General features: G+C 37.3%; 11 protein-coding genes. 8 read left to right on the top strand and 3 right to left on the bottom strand.

Going from position 1 to position 18,470, the window contains the following annotated elements; all coding sequences use genetic code 11:
• Positions 1-71 precede the first annotated feature (71 nt).
• Entirely contained in the window at positions 72-2,522 is a 2,451-nt protein-coding gene (lon, locus tag V8G61_RS09195) for an endopeptidase La (RefSeq protein WP_394875274.1), read from the bottom strand.
• 170 nt (positions 2,523-2,692) lie between these two features.
• On the bottom strand, positions 2,693-3,343 hold the full coding sequence (locus V8G61_RS09190; protein ID WP_394875273.1) for a rhomboid family intramembrane serine protease: 651 nt from the start codon (positions 3,341-3,343) through the stop codon (positions 2,693-2,695).
• A 62-nt stretch (positions 3,344-3,405) separates the two neighbouring features.
• Between V8G61_RS09190 and V8G61_RS09185 the strand changes: the two genes are divergently transcribed.
• Complete coding sequence (locus V8G61_RS09185) at positions 3,406-4,287, top strand: lysophospholipid acyltransferase family protein (RefSeq protein ID WP_394875272.1); 882 nt, start codon at positions 3,406-3,408, stop codon at positions 4,285-4,287.
• 401 nt (positions 4,288-4,688) lie between these two features.
• Here V8G61_RS09185 and glmM read toward each other — a convergent pair whose 3' ends face one another.
• Positions 4,689-6,077, bottom strand: a complete 1,389-nt coding sequence (glmM, locus tag V8G61_RS09180) for a phosphoglucosamine mutase (RefSeq protein WP_394875271.1) — start codon at positions 6,075-6,077, stop codon at positions 4,689-4,691.
• 75 nt (positions 6,078-6,152) lie between these two features.
• Here glmM and V8G61_RS09175 point away from each other — a divergent pair, with 75 nt between their 5' ends.
• From V8G61_RS09175 to V8G61_RS09145, 7 genes are all read left to right on the top strand, one after another.
• On the top strand, positions 6,153-6,752 hold the full coding sequence (locus V8G61_RS09175) for an ACP phosphodiesterase (protein WP_394875270.1): 600 nt from the start codon (positions 6,153-6,155) through the stop codon (positions 6,750-6,752).
• Positions 6,749-8,443 carry a gamma-glutamyltransferase gene (gene ggt, locus V8G61_RS09170; protein WP_394875269.1) on the top strand — a complete coding sequence of 565 codons (1,695 nt, stop codon included), beginning with the start codon at positions 6,749-6,751 and terminating at the stop codon, positions 8,441-8,443. Before V8G61_RS09175 ends, ggt begins: the two co-directional genes overlap by 4 nt.
• A 75-nt stretch (positions 8,444-8,518) precedes the next feature.
• Positions 8,519-9,235 carry a hypothetical protein gene (locus V8G61_RS09165; RefSeq protein ID WP_394875268.1) on the top strand — a complete coding sequence of 239 codons (717 nt, stop codon included), beginning with the start codon at positions 8,519-8,521 and terminating at the stop codon, positions 9,233-9,235.
• 104 nt (positions 9,236-9,339) lie between these two features.
• Positions 9,340-12,171: an excinuclease ABC subunit UvrA gene (gene uvrA, locus V8G61_RS09160; RefSeq protein WP_394875267.1), complete on the top strand. Its 2,832-nt coding sequence runs from the start codon at positions 9,340-9,342 to the stop codon at positions 12,169-12,171.
• 18 nt (positions 12,172-12,189) lie between these two features.
• Positions 12,190-12,879: a TIGR00730 family Rossman fold protein gene (locus tag V8G61_RS09155; RefSeq protein WP_394875266.1), complete on the top strand. Its 690-nt coding sequence runs from the start codon at positions 12,190-12,192 to the stop codon at positions 12,877-12,879.
• 121 nt (positions 12,880-13,000) lie between these two features.
• Positions 13,001-15,832, top strand: a complete 2,832-nt coding sequence (locus V8G61_RS09150; RefSeq protein ID WP_394875264.1) for a metalloprotease — start codon at positions 13,001-13,003, stop codon at positions 15,830-15,832.
• A 163-nt stretch (positions 15,833-15,995) separates the two neighbouring features.
• Positions 15,996-18,407 (top strand): thiamine pyrophosphate-dependent enzyme, encoded by a 2,412-nt coding sequence (locus V8G61_RS09145; protein ID WP_394875263.1) that lies wholly within the window; start codon positions 15,996-15,998, stop codon positions 18,405-18,407.
• The last annotated feature ends 63 nt before the right edge of the window (positions 18,408-18,470 follow it).

Genomic DNA, 18,470 nt, shown 5'->3' with positions numbered 1-18,470 from the left:
GCGTCCTACCTTTTATTTTAAAGCATAAAAAAACCCCGCAAATATCGGGGTTTTTACACTTTGATTAAAGTTTATAGTTTTTTAGCGTTTTTAACCTTTTGATTGGTAAGAGCAAATTTAATAACTTCACTCATATCTGAAACATAATGGAAGGTCAAACCTTTTAGATAATCTTGTTTTATTTCTTCGATATCACGTCGGTTTTCTTCACATAACAGAATTTCCTTAATTCGAGCGCGCTTGGCAGCCAGAATTTTTTCCTTGATACCACCAACTGGCAATACTTTTCCTCTTAAGGTGATCTCACCGGTCATAGCTATATTTTTCTTTACTTTTCGCTGCGTAAATAAAGAAACTAATGAGGTTAACATCGTAACCCCGGCACTAGGACCATCTTTGGGCGTAGCACCTTCCGGAACGTGTATATGCACATTGTAATTTTCGAATACCGAAGGATCGATGCCAAAATCATCAGCATATGATTTTATGTATTCCATGGCTATGGTAGCCGATTCCTTCATTACGGTACCTAAATTACCTGTGATAGTTAAATTACCTTTTCCTTTAGATAACGTTGATTCAATAAATAAAATATCACCACCTACACGCGTCCAGGCTAAACCTGTTACCACACCTGCAACACTATTATTTTCGTATTTATTGCGCTCCATTTTTGGTCCGCCTAAAACTTCTAGAATATCCGCGGTGGCAACTTTCACGTTGTATTCCTCTTCCATCGCGATGTTCTTAGCAGCATATCGTACCATTTTTGCGATTTGTTTTTCCAAGGCACGCACTCCTGACTCCCTCGTATAACCTTCTACAATTTTTTCTAATTGTGGTTTTCCAATTTTAAGGTGACTCTCATCCAAGCCGTGCTCTTTTAATTGTTTTGGTAATAAATGACGTTTAGCAATCTCAACTTTTTCCTCTATGGTATAACCTGACACATTGATGATCTCCATACGGTCCAATAAAGCTGGTTGAATAGTTGATAAACTATTACAAGTGGCAATAAACATAACCTTCGACAGATCATAGCCCATTTCCAGGAAATTGTCATAGAATTCACTATTCTGCTCAGGATCCAGCACTTCTAACATGGCAGAAGAAGGATCACCCTGATGCGAATTAGACAACTTATCGATCTCATCAAGAACAAAAACCGGATTTGAGGTTCCTGCTTTTTTGAGACTTTTTATAATACGTCCTGGCATCGCGCCAATATAGGTTTTTCGGTGACCACGAATTTCAGCTTCATCCCGCAATCCTCCTAAGGACATACGAACATACTCACGACCAAGAGCTTCGGCTATCGATTTACCTAAAGAGGTTTTACCAACACCCGGAGGGCCATGCAAACACAGAATGGGAGACTTCATATCGTTTCGCAACTTCAAAACGGCTAGATATTCTATAATACGGCGTTTCACATCATCCAATCCAAAATGATCACGATCCAAAATCTTTCTGGCCCGTTTTAGATCGAATTTATCCTTGCTGAATTCATTCCAAGGAAGTTCTAAAAATAACTCCAAATAATTACGCTGTATGGAGTATTCAGACACCTGCGGATTCATACGTTGCATTTTCGCTAATTCCTTATCGAAATGTTTACCGACCTTTTCATCCCATTTTTTAGATTTTGCCTGTTTCCGCATCTCATCTATTTCTGCATCATGACTTACACCCCCCAATTCTTCCTGGATGGTTTTCATTTGTTGATGTAGAAAATATTCCCGCTGCTGCTGACTCATGTCGTTTTGAACTTTGGACTGAATATCATTCTTCAGTTCAAGCTTTTGAAACTCCACATTCATATACTTCAAAGTCGCCAGTGCCCGTTTCTTAAGATCGTTCATTTCTAAAAGCGATTGCTTTTCAGAAACCGACAGGTTCATATTTGAAGACACAAAATTGACCAAAAATGAGTTGCTCTCAATATTTTTAATGGCGAAGGATGCCTCCGTTGGAATATTTGGGCTTTCTTTTATGATCTGCAATGCCAGATCCTTGATCGAATCAATAATGGCCGTAAATTCCTTGTTCTTTAGAGTCGGACGAGCCTCAGGCAGATCCTGAATAGTGGCCGATATATAAGGAGTTTCAGTGATTACCTCTTCAACCTTAAAACGTTTTTTCCCCTGAATAATTACGGTAACATTCCCGTCAGGCATTTTAAGCACGCGAAGGATTCGTGCTACTGTACCAATATTATACATTTCATTGGCCGATGGATTTTCAACGGTCTCATCCTTTTGTGCAACAACACCAATGACCTTACTGCCATTATTGGCGTCATTGATCAATTTTATCGACTTGTCTCGTCCTGCGGTTATAGGAATAACGACACCTGGAAACAATACCGTATTACGCAACGATAAAATTGGGAGCGTTTCAGGCAGTTCTTCATTATTAATGGCTTCTTCATCCTCAGGTGTCATCAATGGAATTAATTCGGAATTTTCGTCAAATTCCTCTAATGACAAACTGTCAAATGTTATGAAATTAGATTTCTTCATATATATATTTAAGCCAATCTGTCATTAAAACAAACTGAACTATTAAATTTTGAGATTACTAAAATTAATTTAAATATTTGAAAAACAGGCTATTGTATTCAAATAAGTGTCTTTCTTCACCTTATTAGGTCAATTCCTATGCCACAGTCACCACATCAAAACTTCACCTCTTACAGCTGACCGGTTTTTTTCAAAATAAAAAGTAAAATAATCGGGATAGACAGTAAGCCGATCATTAAGAGGTCGGTTTCAAATAAACTAGGTTGGGCAATCAAGGTAATAACAAAACCACCTATAGCACCACCAAAATGAGCGTCGTGGCCAATATTACCCACGCGGTTTTTCATTCCATAAATGGAATACAGTAAATAAGCGATACCAAAAATATAGGCCGGTATTGGAATGGGAATAAAAAAGAGATACAGACTCATGCCAGGTTGCAATAGTATGGCCGAATAAAGTATCCCGGTTACCGCCCCACTGGCACCCACAGCACTGTAATAATATTCATCTTTGTGAAAGTAAAGAGACAATAAGCTTCCTAAAACCAGACTTCCCACATATACTAATATGAAATGAAAAGGATCCAGTAGCTGAATAACAATGTCTGCAAAGAAATAGAGCGTAATCATATTGAACAGCAAATGCTGCATATCGGCATGCAAAAATCCTGAACTGAAAATCCGGATTTGCTCCCCCTGTCGAATGGGACCTACCTGAAACTTATATTTTTCAAAAAAACCAAAATCGTTAAAGCCTTTAAAGGATACCAAGATATTGGCTGCAATAATAATTATAGTGATGGTACTTAAATTACCCATAAGGTCTGAAGGTTTAAATTCTATTTAATATATCTTTGCGGCTACAAAGCTAAAATTATTTCATGCAATTTCTAGCCTATATTCTGGTTTATCCGTTTTTGTGGTGTATTTCAATACTTCCCTTTAGATTATTATACGCTGTTTCAGATGGTGTATTTGTATTACTTTTTCACGTTTTTGGTTACCGAAAAAAAGTGGTCATAGAAAACTTAAGGTTGGTATTTCCTGAAAAATCTGAAAAAGAATTACGTGCTATTAGAAAAAAGTTTTACCATCATTTATGTGATATGATTCTGGAGTCTATAAAATCTATAACCATATCGGAAAAAGAGATGACACAGCGCTATGTTATTGGTAATGTAGATCAAATCCATCAATTAGAAAAAGAAGGGAAAAGTATTGTTTTAATGATGGGGCATTACGCAAGTTGGGAATGGGTTTTTATTCTGCAAACGTTAATAAATCATAAAGGCTATGCCATTTACAAACAGTTAAGTAATAAATATTTTGATGCTCTGGTAAAACGAATTCGGGCGAAATATAACAGTTATTTAATCACCACTAAAGACACTTTTTCCACACTTATAAAAGCCAAAGAAAACAATGAATTAACCATCAATGGTTTTGCCTTCGATCAATCTCCAAAACTAGAAAAAACCATTTATTGGCAAAAATTTATGGGTATTGAAGTTCCGGTTCATGTTGGTGCGGAGGTTCTGGCAAAACGTCTGGACATGGCTGTCGTTTTTCTAAAAGTAAAAAAAGTGAAACGTGGTTTTTACCATGGAACCTTTATTAACCTGACAAAAACACCTCAAGAGTATCCTGATTTTGATATTACCGATAAAGCTTTAAAATTAGTGGAGGAACAAATTCATGAAGCCCCCGAGTATTATTTATGGACCCACAAACGCTGGAAACATCGCGGGAAGAAACCTCAATAAAATAATTTTTTGGGCGTTACCCTGCGGGTCAGGCTATCCGCTGCAAGTCCTCGCTCGTACCTCGCTGTGGGCTTTTCACTACTATCCTTAACGCGGCTACCGGAATAACTTAGGTGTAATGTCATTCAGAGCGTAAGCGAAGAGTCCAAACCGCCATTGCGAACATGTTGTCATTCCAGCGAAGGCTGGAATCTCCTTCAACAGATTACCACGTCACTGCGTTCCTCGTAATGACGTTCCATTTCGTCATTGCGAGCGTAGCGAAGCAATCTGTCTATCGGTACTTTCTTAATTGCAACATTACTTTCATTCAGAGCATAGCAAAGAATCTTTAATTAATCTTAGAGATTCTTCAGTCGCTCCGTTCCTTCTGAATGACAAAAAAACAACTAATAATAAATTTATAATTTCGCAACCTCTCCTATTTCCGCTATAAATTTATCAGCCAAGTCATCAGCCTCTTTTTGAGATTTCGCTTCTGTGTAAATACGAATAATCGGCTCTGTATTACTTTTTCGTAAATGAACCCAGCTTTCAGGAAAATCTATTTTAACCCCATCTATAGTCGTAAGATTCTCATTTTTATAGCGCTCTTGAATCGTTTTTAAAATCCCATCAACATCCAGCCCGGGGATTAATTCAATTTTCTTTTTACTCATAAAGTAATTGGGGTAAGTTGCCCGCAATTCACTAACGGTCATATTTTTATCGGCCAACAAACTCAGGAACAAGCCAACACCCACTAAAGCGTCACGCCCGTAATGTGCATCAGGATAAATAATGCCTCCATTACCTTCACCACCAATCACCACGTTATTTTTTTTCATAAGTTTTACAACATTTACCTCCCCTACAGCACTAGCTTCATAAGTACCGCCATATTTTTCAGTAACATCGCGTAAAGCTCTGGTAGAACTCATATTACTCACTGTATTTCCCGGAGTCCGACTAAGCACATAATCGGCACAAGCCACCAAGGTGTACTCTTCGCCAAACATATCGCCGTTTTCATCCATAAAGGCAAGACGATCAACATCAGGATCGACCACAATACCAAGATCGGCATTATGTTTCTTTACAGCTTCAGACAAATCGCCCAAATGTTCTTTTAAAGGTTCGGGGTTATGCGGAAAATAACCATTGGGTTCGCAATGAATTTTAATAACATGAACACCAAGCCGCTCTAAAAGCAAGGGTATTGCTATACCTCCGGTGGAATTAACACCATCTACAACCACTTTGAAGCGGGCTTCTTCGATCGCTTTAACATTAACCAGATCCAAGTCAAGAACCTCAATAATATGAAGATCTATATAAGCTTTGTTTTTGGTAATCTTTCCAAGATCATCCACCTCAGCAAAAGTCATAGAATCACCTTCTGCGATTTCCAAAATCTTAGCACCGTCCTCGGCATCCAAGAACTCTCCTTTTTCATTCAATAGTTTTAAGGCATTCCATTGTTTGGGGTTATGGCTCGCCGTTAAAATAATCCCGCCATCAGCATGTTCTAGGGCTACAGCTACTTCCACCGTAGGTGTTGTAGACAAACCAATATCTACGACATCAATACCCATCCCGATGAGTGTATTCATTACCAGGTTTTGCATCATTTTACCTGAAATTCGGGCATCTCGGCCCACAACCACACGATAATGCTCTTTTCTGCGGTTTTGTTTTAACCAAACCCCATAAGCCGAAGCAAATTTTACAGCGTCTATAGGGGTTAAATTATCACCAACAGCACCACCAATAGTGCCTCTAATTCCGGAAATCGATTTGATTAATGTCATAATATTTTCAAAATATGATACAAATATACAATTAGAAACTTGTAATTCTTAGCGGGGAATTCGTAAATTTCCATAATGAATTATTTGGCTCATATTTATTTATCAGGAGATGACGAACTAATAACGATTGGTAACTTTATGGCCGATGGTATCAAAGGGAAACGCTATAAAAAATTCCAAAAGCCACTACAAATTGGAATTTTACTGCACCGCCATATCGACACCTTTACCGATGCTCATGAAACGGTAAGAAAAAGTACTAAACGCTTACACCCAAAGTACGGACATTATTCCGGTGTGATCGTCGATATTTTATACGATCATTTTTTGGCTAAAAATTGGGAACGTTATTCGAACATTCCCTTGGAACCTTATGTAAATGATTTTTATGATTCTTTGGAAAATTATTATGATCTCTTACCTGAACGCATTCAAAAAATGATGCCATATATGCTGACTGATAATTGGTTGCTAAGTTATGCATCTATCGATGGGATATCACGAGTATTACATGGCATGAATCGCCGAACCAAAAATAAATCGGGAATGGATCGTGCCGTAAACGAACTTGAAATATTTTATGAGGAATTTGAAACTGAATTTACCCACTTTTTTGAGGAGCTGCGTCATTTTTCAAATGAAAAATTAATCGAATTAAACAATCGTGTTTTATGAAAAAACTGATTTATTTTCTTTTTGTTCTATTTATTCTCGCCTATTCGTGCCAAAAACAAGAAAAAGCAGAACCTGTTCTAGGTTTAGTGACCGATCGTGCCATGGTAGTTTCGGCTCGTGAGGAGGCTTCAAAAATTGGCTCTGATATTTTACAACAAGGCGGCAATGCTTTTGATGCCATGGTTGGCACTGGTTTAGCCCTTGCCGTCACCTACCCTTTTGCAGGTAATCTTGGTGGCGGTGGCTTTATGGTTTACAGAAAGAACGATGGAAAAATCGGAGGTCTGGACTTCCGGGAAAAAGCACCGTTGCTCGCTACTAAAAAAATGTATCAGGATGAGAACGGTGATATTATTCCCGATAAAAGCACCTTGGGCTCAATGGCTATAGGGGTTCCGGGGAGTGTAGCAGGTCTATTCGCAGTACACGAGAAATTTGGATCGCTTCCACTGGAATCCATTTTTCAACCTGTTATCGCTTTAGCCAAAAAAGGTGTTGTGGTAACATCGAAACAGGAAGCCCGAATAAAAAAATACCAGCCTTTCTTTCGTCTGGTGAATAAAGATTCAATTCCGTTGGAATATGATTGGAAAACTAATGATACAATAAAATATTCTGCTCTAGCACTTACCTTAGAACGCCTTTTAGAAAATGGTCAGGATGAATTCTACAAGGGTGAAACCGCAAAAACACTTGTCTCATTTATTCAAAGTCAAGGTGGTATCATAACATTGGATGATCTGGCTAAATATGAAGTAAAATGGCGCCACCCGATTGAATTCAATTATGACAACTTAAAGATTATTTCAATGGCTCCGCCATCAAGTGGAGGTGTTTGTTTGGCAGAAATCATGAAAATGATCGAACCTTATAACCTGGATAAATACGGCCATAATACCGTAAAATCTATTCAGGTTATTACTGAGGCAGAACGCCGTGCTTTTGCAGACCGAAATTACTTTTTGGGTGATCCTGATTTTGCTACAATGCCACTAAAAACCTTGATGGATGATACCTACTTAAATGAACGCATGAACAGTTTTTCATTTAAAAAAGCAACGCCATCTGAAGAAGTCTCGCATGGTGACATTGAAATTATTGAGAGTAATGAAACAACCCACTATTCGATAGTAGATCAATTTGGAAATGCCGTTTCCGTTACAACCACCTTAAATGGTGCTTATGGATCGAAATTGTATTGTTCAGAACTTGGTTTTTTTCTGAATAATGAAATGGATGATTTTAGTAGCAAACCTGGAACACCCAATATGTTTGGGTTAATTGGGGCAGAGGCCAATAGCATTGCGCCTGAAAAACGTATGCTCAGTTCTATGACTCCAACTATCGTTGAAAAAGATGGTGCATTATATATGGTTGTTGGATCACCGGGAGGATCGACTATAATTACCTCTGTTTTACAAACGATACTAAATGTTCACGAGTATAATATGACGATGCAAGAAGCAGTTGACGCACCTAGGTTTCATCATCAATGGTTACCGGATGAGATCAGGATGGAACCCAATAGTTTTGACCCTGAAATAATAAAACAACTTCAGAAACGGGGTTTTACAACAAATGAAAAGGATTCACCTGTTATTGGTAAGGTCGATGCTATACGTATTTTACCTGATAAGCGGTTAGAGGGCGGTGCAGATCATCGAGGAGATGATACTGCTGTCGGATTTTAATTATTTTCCTTTAGCAACTTAATACTATTTAATACTTTGTAACATTATTAACCTGTTTTCCAAGGGACTTAGAACATGAGTTTTAAAAAAACACTAAAAATTATCGGTGGTATCGTTATCTTTTTAACGCTGCCAAGTCTGCTCCTATTTGGATTTTTATATTTCAAATATGACGAGGAGTTGCCTCAAGGTATTTCAGGCGAACAAGCCGATATTTTAGCCGAAAATATGTTGACAGCCCTAGACTACAAAGCGTTTGAGGATACTGTAATTATTGAATGGACCTTTAAAAACCGAAGACATTATAAATGGAATAAAGAAAAAAATACCTGCGCTGTAGAATGGCAGGATTATAAGGTGGTTCTAGATCTCAAAGATCATGATAAAAGTAAAGCTTTTGTGCATGGTTTCACTCTAGACAGCGACTTGGCTAAAGAGTATATCGCTAAAGCTTTAAAATACTACAATAATGACTCTTTCTGGTTAGTTGCGCCTTATAAAGTATTCGACCCCGGTACAAAACGACAAAAAATTGATCTTACATCAGACAAAACAGGACTCCTCGTAACCTATACCTCCGGCGGTACCACCCCCGGGGATTCTTATTTATGGATCCTGGATAAGGACTTTAAACCAACGGCCTTTAAAATGTGGGTTTCCATTATTCCAATAGACGGATTAGAAGCCTCATGGAGCGACTGGACTACAACTCAAACTGGAGCGCAACTACCTACTTTTCATAAGTTTTTGATCTTTGGGATTGAGAATACTGATATAAAAACAAGTGACTAACACTACCAAAAAAAGGCAGAAATATTGCTCAAGCTTTAAAAACCAAAATAAAACTTCACAGCTTTTTAACAGTTAAAATTGTACCTTTGCACTTTTGCTGATTTATGACCAAATTTGACGAATTTATTGAAGTAAAAGGTGCTCGTGTTCACAATTTAAAGGACATTGATGTTTCTATCCCTAGAGAGAAATTGGTGGTAATCACGGGTCTCTCAGGTAGCGGTAAATCATCTCTTGCCTTTGATACAATCTATGCAGAAGGACAGCGCCGATATATTGAAACATTTTCAGCTTATGCCCGTCAGTTTTTAGGAAGTTTAGAGCGGCCGGATGTTGATAAAATTGATGGTCTATCACCTGTTATTGCCATCGAGCAAAAAACAACCAGTAAATCGCCGCGATCTACGGTAGGTACTATTACAGAAATATATGATTTCATGCGATTGCTTTTTGCCAGAGCCAGTGACGCCTATAGCTACAACACGGGTGAAAAAATGGTGAGCTATAGCGATGAGCAAATTAAAGAATTGATCTTACAGGATTTTAAGGAAAAACGAATCAATGTGCTGGCACCGATTGTACGATCCAGAAAAGGACACTACCGCGAATTGTTCGAGCAAATCGCCAAACAAGGTTTTGTGAAAGTTCGCACCGATGGTGAGATTCGGGATTTGGTTAAGGGTATGAAATTGGATCGTTACAAAACTCACGATATTGAAATCGTGATCGATCGCCTCAAAATTGATGAAGGTGCCGATAATGACAAACGACTCACGGAAACCATCAATACAGCCATGTATCACGGTGATGATGTTTTGCTCGTAATCGATCAGGACACCCAAGAAACACGTTATTTTAGTCGTAATTTAATGTGTCCTAGTAGTGGGATCTCCTACCCAAACCCGGAGCCGAATAATTTTTCATTCAACTCCCCAAAAGGGGCCTGTGATCACTGTAATGGCATCGGCGAATTGTATGAAGTGAATGTGAAAAAAATTGTTCCTGATCCATCACTTTCAATTAAAAATGGTGCCTTAGCCCCTCACGGTCCAGAAAAAAAGAGTTGGATATTCAAGCAGTTTGAAACCATTGCACAACGCTATGATTTTAAATTGAGTGACCCATACAAGGATATTCCTGAGGAAGCTAAAAACATGATTCTATTTGGAGGTAATGAAAAGTTCACTGTTGAAAGTAAAACTCTTGGCGTAACTCGAAACTATAATATCGATTTTGAAGGTGTTGCTAATTTTATTGAAAATCAATATAAATCTGCTGAAACCACTTCTTTAAAACGTTGGGCTAAAAATTACATGGACAAAATTACCTGTCCTGTCTGTGAGGGCACCCGCCTTAAAAAGGAATCGCTTTACTTTAAAATAAACAATAAGAATATTGCCGAATTGGCGCAATTGGATATCATAGAATTAGCAGATTGGTTTGAAAACCTGAATAAAAACCTTTCTGAAAAACAATTAAAAATTGCCGAGGAAGTATTGAAAGAAATAAAAACACGTCTTCAGTTTTTATTGGATGTTGGTTTGGATTATTTAAGTCTTAATCGTAGCTCTAAATCCCTTTCCGGTGGTGAAGCCCAGCGTATTCGGTTGGCAACACAGATTGGTTCGCAGTTGGTTGGTGTATTATATATTTTAGATGAACCTAGTATTGGCCTGCATCAGCGTGATAATGAAAAATTGATAAATTCGCTTATAGCTCTCCGAGATATCGGAAACTCGGTTATTGTTGTGGAGCACGATAAAGACATGATCGAACGCGCAGATTACGTTATTGATATTGGACCGAGAGCAGGAAAACATGGAGGGAAAATTATTAGTATCGGATCTCCAGACGAACTAAAAGAACACCAAACCTTAACCGCTGATTATTTAAATGGTACAAAAGAAATTGAAGTGCCTAAAATGCGTCGGGAAGGTAACGGCCATATTTTAGAGCTCAAAGGTTGTACAGGTAACAACCTCAAAAATGTTTCTGTAAAATTTCCACTAGGAAAAATGATAGGTGTTACCGGTGTTTCCGGTAGTGGAAAATCAACATTGATCAATGAAACGCTCTACCCTATTTTAAATGCTCATTTCTTTAACGGCGTTAAAAAACCAATGCCTTTCAAGAGCATTAAAGGTTTAGAACATTTGGATAAAGTTATCGACATTAATCAATCACCCATTGGACGTACACCGCGAAGTAATCCGGCGACATACACTGGAACTTTCAGTGAAATTCGTTCTTTATTCGCAAAAATACCGGAGGCTATGATCCGCGGGTACAAACCAGGACGATTTAGTTTCAATGTTAAAGGAGGGCGCTGTGAAACGTGTCAAGGTGCCGGTGTTCGGGTTATTGAGATGAATTTTTTACCCGATGTTTATGTGGAATGTGAAACCTGTCAGGGGAAACGCTTCAATCGGGAAACCCTAGAAATTCGCTACAAAGGAAAGTCAATTAGTGATGTATTAGATATGACCATTAATGAAGCCGTGGAGTTTTTTGAACATATCCCGAAAATTCATCGAAAATTAAAAACCATCAAAGATGTGGGCTTAGGCTATATAACTCTGGGACAGCAAAGCACCACCCTTTCTGGTGGTGAGGCACAACGTATTAAACTGGCAACCGAATTATCTAAACGTGATACCGGAAATACCTTTTACATTCTGGATGAGCCCACTACAGGACTGCACTTTGAAGATATTCGAGTGTTGATGCAGGTATTGAATAAATTGGTAAACAAAGGAAATACAGTACTCATTATTGAACATAATCTGGACGTTATAAAAACCGTCGATCATATTATTGATATTGGATATGAAGGTGGTAAAGGAGGTGGTAAAATTATAATAGAAGGAACACCGGAAGATATCATAAAACACAAAAAAAGTTACACCGCTAAGTTTTTGGAAAAAGAGTTACATTAGCATAAAACGAATAAGAAAATGAGAGGAGAACACCACCCGAAAGGCTGGAACGAAATTAAGACCAATGATGCCTGGGCTATTTTTAAGATCATGGGAGAATTTGTTTATGGTTTTGAGAACATGAGCAAAATTGGGCCCTGCGTGTCCATATTTGGTTCTGCCAGAACAAAACCTGACCAAAAATATTATAAACTTACTGAAGAAATCGCTAAAAATATTGTTGAAGCTGGTTACGGCGTTATTACCGGTGGTGGTCCCGGAATTATGGAAGCTGGTAACAAAGGAGCGCATTTAGGTGGCGGTACTTCAGTTGGATTGAATATTGATCTGCCTTTTGAGCAGCATGATAACCCATATATTGATCATGATAAAAGTCTTGATTTCGATTACTTTTTTGTAAGAAAGGTAATGTTTGTTAAGTATTCGCAAGGTTTTGTAGTTATGCCGGGGGGATTTGGAACCTTAGATGAACTTTTTGAAGCCATGACGTTGATCCAAACACATAAAATTGAAAAGTTCCCCATAATTCTTGTTGGAACTGAATTTTGGGAAGGCTTGATGGACTGGGTTAAAAACACTTTATTAAAATCCAATAATAATATTAGTGAAAAAGATCTGGATTTAATTCATCTTGTCGACAGTTCAAAAGAGGTTATTGACATACTTAACTCCTTCTATGAACAATCCGGTTTGAGTCCGAATTTTTAAACCCTTTTCTTAAAAATTTCGTAATTATTGTTAAGCTTTCTATAAATGAAATTTTCTACTAGTTATTTCATTATATTGCAAAGCCTTAATTGCTAGATATTACCTAAATCGTTACTTAAAGTTGAAATTACGTTACTATAATCTTATTGTATTTATACTTTTTAGTGCTTTAAGCTTTGGTCAGAATAAAATCGACCTGAAGGCTGATTTCAACGCGCAGGACCATACCATAAAGATCCAGCAACAAATAACGTATCAAAACACTTCTCAAGATACATTAAGTATTATTTACCTGAATAATTGGCCTAATAGTTACGCCACCAAAAAAACTGCATTAGCTACTCGTATTGCTGAGGAATTTATTAATGATTTTCATTTGGCCAAAAGCGAAGATCGGGGCTATTCCGTAATAACGGCTCTGCAACAGAATAGTGTTCCAGTGGAATTCAATTCATTGGAAGATCAAATTGATGTTTTAAAAGTAACATTAAACCAACCTGTAGAGCCCGGTGAAAGTTATACACTAGACCTTCAGTATGTGGTGAAAATTCCAAACAATAAATTTACAAGTTATGGAGTAACAGATTTAGGCGATTATAATTTACGATATTGGTATATAACTCCTGCTGTATATGATGGTTCCTGGCATTATTACAGTAACAAGGGTCTAGATGATTTATACATTCCAAAAGCTGATATAAATATGGAAGTATATTATCCTAAATACTATGAATTGACCTCGGCGCTGGATAAAGTAAAAAATAAAGTTCGGGATAGTGTAAAAACTCAAATTCTGGAGGGTAAGGATAGAATTAGCACCAAATTATTTCTCACCAAAGAACCGCGATTCAATAGAATAAAAGGCGATGACTTTTCTTTGATATCAAGTATTCCAGATAAAGATCTGCCGGTTTTAGATCAGGTTTTGATCACTGAACGTATCAGTAAATATTTGTTCAATAATTTTGGAAAATATCCATTCCGAAAATTGCTTATTTCACAAATCGACTATGATAAAAACCCAATTTATGGTTTAAATTTTTTACCCAAATTCATAAAACCATATCCCGATCATTTTCAGTATGAATTAAAAGTTCTAAAAGTTGCCCTAAATAATTATCTGGAGAATACGTTGCTTATAAACCCAAGAAAAGACCAATGGCTACTAGATGGTATTCAAATTTTTTACATGATGAATTATGTAGATGAATATTATCCGGATATGAAATTCCTTGGTTCTATTGCCGATTTATGGGGCGTTCGCTCCTTTCATGCCGCTGACATGCGCTTCAATGATAAATATGTATTGGGTTTTATGCTCATGGCGCGTACTAATAGAGATCAGCCATTATCTATGGCTAAAGATTCACTGCTTAAATTCAATAATAATATTGCGAATAAATACAAGGCCGGTGTTGGATTTAAATATTTAGATGATTTTGTGAACAGCAATACTCTGGAATCAGCGATTGAAGACTTTTTATATTACCATAAATTACAGCCCACTTCAACTCAAGAATTTGAAACCTTTATGAAATCGCGAACCACGAAAGATATTGATTGGTTTTTTAATGATTTTATAAACACCAGAAAGAAAATCGATTTCAAAATACAGAAGGTTAAAAAGACAAAGGATTCCATCACCTTTACAATAAAGAACAAACGGAACACTAACGTACCTGTGTCCCTTTACACACTTAACAACGACTCGATCGTCTCCAAACGCTGGATAGAGAATATCGATTCATCCAAAACAATGACGATCCCAAGGGAGAACGCTGATCAGCTTGTACTGAATTACAACAAAGTTATTCCTGAGATCAATCTCAGGGATAATTGGAAATCACTCCGAGGCTTCTTTTTTAATAACAAACCACTTCAAATTCGTGTTTTTCAGGATGTTGAAGATCCCTACTATAATCAGCTATTTTTTATGCCGGTTATTGAGTTTAATAATATTTATGACGGATTAACTTTAGGTCTTCGGGCATACAACAAAACACTTTTACGTAAACGTCTGAATTATAAATTAGAACCTAAATATTCTTTACAATCAAAATCTATTACAGGATCCGGATTTGTTTCTATGACCCATTATTTGGAAGATTCAGATTTATATGACATTACTTATGGTGCAGGATTCGGATATTCCTCCTACGCCGAGGATTTGTTTGTTCGCCAGTTTTCGCCCGTTGTTAAATTAACCTTTCGGGAAGACGACGATTTTAGATCGAATAAACGCCAGTTAGTTACCTTAAGGTACATCGATATACATCGGGACAGGGACGCTAATAATATACTCACTGCCAATGAGCCAAATTATGGGGTATTCAACGCGCGATATGTTTATTCAAATGATAACTTAATTCACTTTAATAAATGGTATACCGACTTTCAATTAGGAGAAAAGTTCAGTAAACTTTCCTTTACTTATGAATACCGTCGTTTGTTTGAGAATAACCGGCAGTTGAATATACGCTCATTCACTGGTTTTTTCTTAAAAAATAACAATGCGTTGGATTCCGATTATTTCAGTTTTGCGCTAGATAGACCTACAGATTATTTATTTGACTATAATTATTTGGGGCGTTCAGAGGCTTCCGGTATATTCAGTCAGCAGTACATAGATGCTGAAGGTGGCTTTAAATCGAAATTAGAAACGCCATATGCTAATCAGTGGATAAGCACTTTGAACATGAGCACCACGCTATGGAAATATGTCTTAATGTACGGTGACCTGGGTGTGGTTAAAAATAAATTTAACGATCCGTTTATTGCATACGATTCCGGAATACGTCTCAATTTGGTTACAGATTATTTTGAAATATATTTCCCTGTTTATTCCAATTTAGGCTGGGAAATAAGTCAGCCGAATTACAGCGAAAAAATTCGCTTTAAATTCACTGTAGATCCCCAAGTTTTACTTGGTCTGTTTCGCCGCAGATGGTACTAAATATTTCATTAATTTCAGTAAAATGAACTTTTAGATGTAAAATCGATAAAATAAATTCGTTTAATTCATAATAATTAATTATATTCTAAGAATTACTATCCAATAATTATTGCAAAAACGATAAAGTTTAAGTACTTTTGCGCGTGCCAAAGCATAATAAAAAATGCAAGACTTACCAGATTTGAAAAACAACCTGTCTTATGAAGATTTTAAAACGGAAGTTTTAAATGACTACAAAATTGCCGTCAGAAGTCGCGAATGTAGTCTTTTAGGTCGTCGTGAGGTACTTACAGGAAAGGCTAAGTTTGGTATTTTTGGAGATGGAAAAGAGGTGCCACAATTGGCCATGGCAAAAGCCTTTTTAAAGGGCGATTGGCGCTCAGGATACTATCGTGACCAAACGTTTATGATGGCTATTGGCGCGTTGAGTCCAGAGCAATTTTTTGCAGGTTTATATGCTGATACCGATCTGGAACATGAACCCATGTCGGCCGGACGTCAAATGGGTGGTCATTTTGCTACTCACAGTTTAAATGATGATGGTAGCTGGAAGGATTTAACCAAGCAATATAATTCCAGTGCAGATATCTCACCCACCGCGAGTCAAATGCCGCGATTATTAGGACTCGCTCAAGCTTCAAAACTTTTCAGAAAACTTAAAGATTTAAACGCTTCAAAATTTTCAAATAATGGCAATGAAGTTGCCTGGGGAACTATAGGTAATGCCAGTACCAGCGAGGGTGTGTTTTTTGAAACCATAAATGCGGCCGGTGTTTTACAAGTTCCTATGGTTGTTAGCATTTGGGACGATGAATATGGTATTTCTGTACCAGCTAAATATCAAACTACTAAAGAAAATATCTCAGAGATTCTAAGCGGATTCCAACGAACTGAGAGCGAAAAAGGATTTGAGATCCTACGTGTTAAAGGATGGGATTATGCTAATTTAATAGAAACTTATCAGGAAGCCGGAAATATAGCTCGTGAAGAGCATGTACCTGTATTAATCCACGTCTTGGAAGTTACGCAACCTCAAGGTCATTCAACTTCAGGATCTCATGAGCGCTATAAAAGTCCGGAACGATTGGAATGGGAAAAAGACCACGATTGTAACGCTAAAATGCGGGAATGGATTATTGAAAGTGGTATTGCAACGAATGAAGCCATTACAGAAATTGAACGTAACATAAAACGTGAAGTTAGGGAGGCTAGAAAAAATGCATGGAATACCTTCCTAAAACCAATTATACTGGAACGTCAAGAAGTTGTAGGCATGCTAGGCGATTTAGCTTCCAAAAGTGTCAATGGCGTTTTCATTAAAAAACTAAAAGAAAGTTTGGCTAATATTGATGAGCCAAACAGAAAAGATATTTTTTCTCATGGAAGAAAAGCACTTCGATACCTAATTGGTGAAAACCTTCCAGAAAAAGACCATTTAAAAAACTGGTTGAACAAAACTTATGATATTGTAGAGCCAAAATTTGGTTCGCACCTATATTCTGAAACGAATCGTTCAAACATTCTTATAAAGGAAGTAAAGCCCGTTTATGAGGCTGATGCAGCTTCTGTTGATGGCCGAATTATTCTTCGGGATAATTTTAACGCTCTATTTTCCAATAATCCAAAAGCCTTGATATTTGGTGAAGACACCGGTAATATTGGTGATGTAAATCAGGGATTAGAAGGCTTACAGGAAAAATTTGGCGCTTTACGCATTGCTGATACTGGCATTCGGGAGGCAACAATTATAGGTCAAGGTATAGGGCTTTCTCTGCGAGGCTTCCGTCCTATCGCAGAAATTCAATATTTGGATTACTTAATGTATGCTATTCAAATTATTAGTGACGATCTAGCAACAACACATTACCGCACAAAAGGAAAACAAAAATCACCCTTAATCATACGAACACGGGGACATCGACTGGAAGGTATTTGGCACTCAGGTTCTCAAATGGGCGGTATTCTTAATTTAATACGTGGTGTTCATGTTCTAGTTCCCAGAAATATGACTAAAGCTGCCGGTTTTTACAACACCTTAATGCAAGGTGATGACCCAGCCGTGGTTGTAGAATGTCTAAATGGATACCGTTTAAAGGAAAAAATGCCCTCCAATTTAAGTGACATCAAAACGCCAATTGGTGTTGTGGAAACCGTAAGAGAAGGCACCGATATTACAGTGGTATCCTATGGGTCTACCTTGCGCCTAGTTGAAGAAACGGCTAAGGATCTGGCAGCAGCAGGTATTGATATTGAAATTATTGATGTACAATCATTAATTCCGTTTGATCTCAATAAAGACATTCTAAAAAGTGTTCAGAAAACAAATCGCCTTATCATTATTGATGAAGACGTGCCTGGTGGTGCTTCTGGTTTTATTCTAAACGAGATCTTAAATAAGCAAAACGCTTACAATTATTTAGATAGCCAACCTAAAACGCTTACGGCGAAAGACCACAGACCAGCTTACGGGAATGACGGTGATTATTTTTCTAAGCCTTCGGCGGAAGATATTTTTGAAGCTATCTATGACATAATGCACGAAGTAAATCCGAAAGATTTTCCAAAATTACGCTAAGTAACATAGAAAACTAAATACAGATTAACCATTGTACTTACAATGGTTTTTTTATTTTTATAC

The sequence above is a fragment of the Gaetbulibacter sp. M240 genome (assembly GCF_043876815.1).
Classification (GTDB): Bacteria; Bacteroidota; Bacteroidia; order Flavobacteriales; family Flavobacteriaceae; genus Gaetbulibacter_A.
The sequence above is the reverse complement of the archived record's forward strand: the minus strand, read 5'-3'. Positions and strand labels throughout refer to the sequence as shown.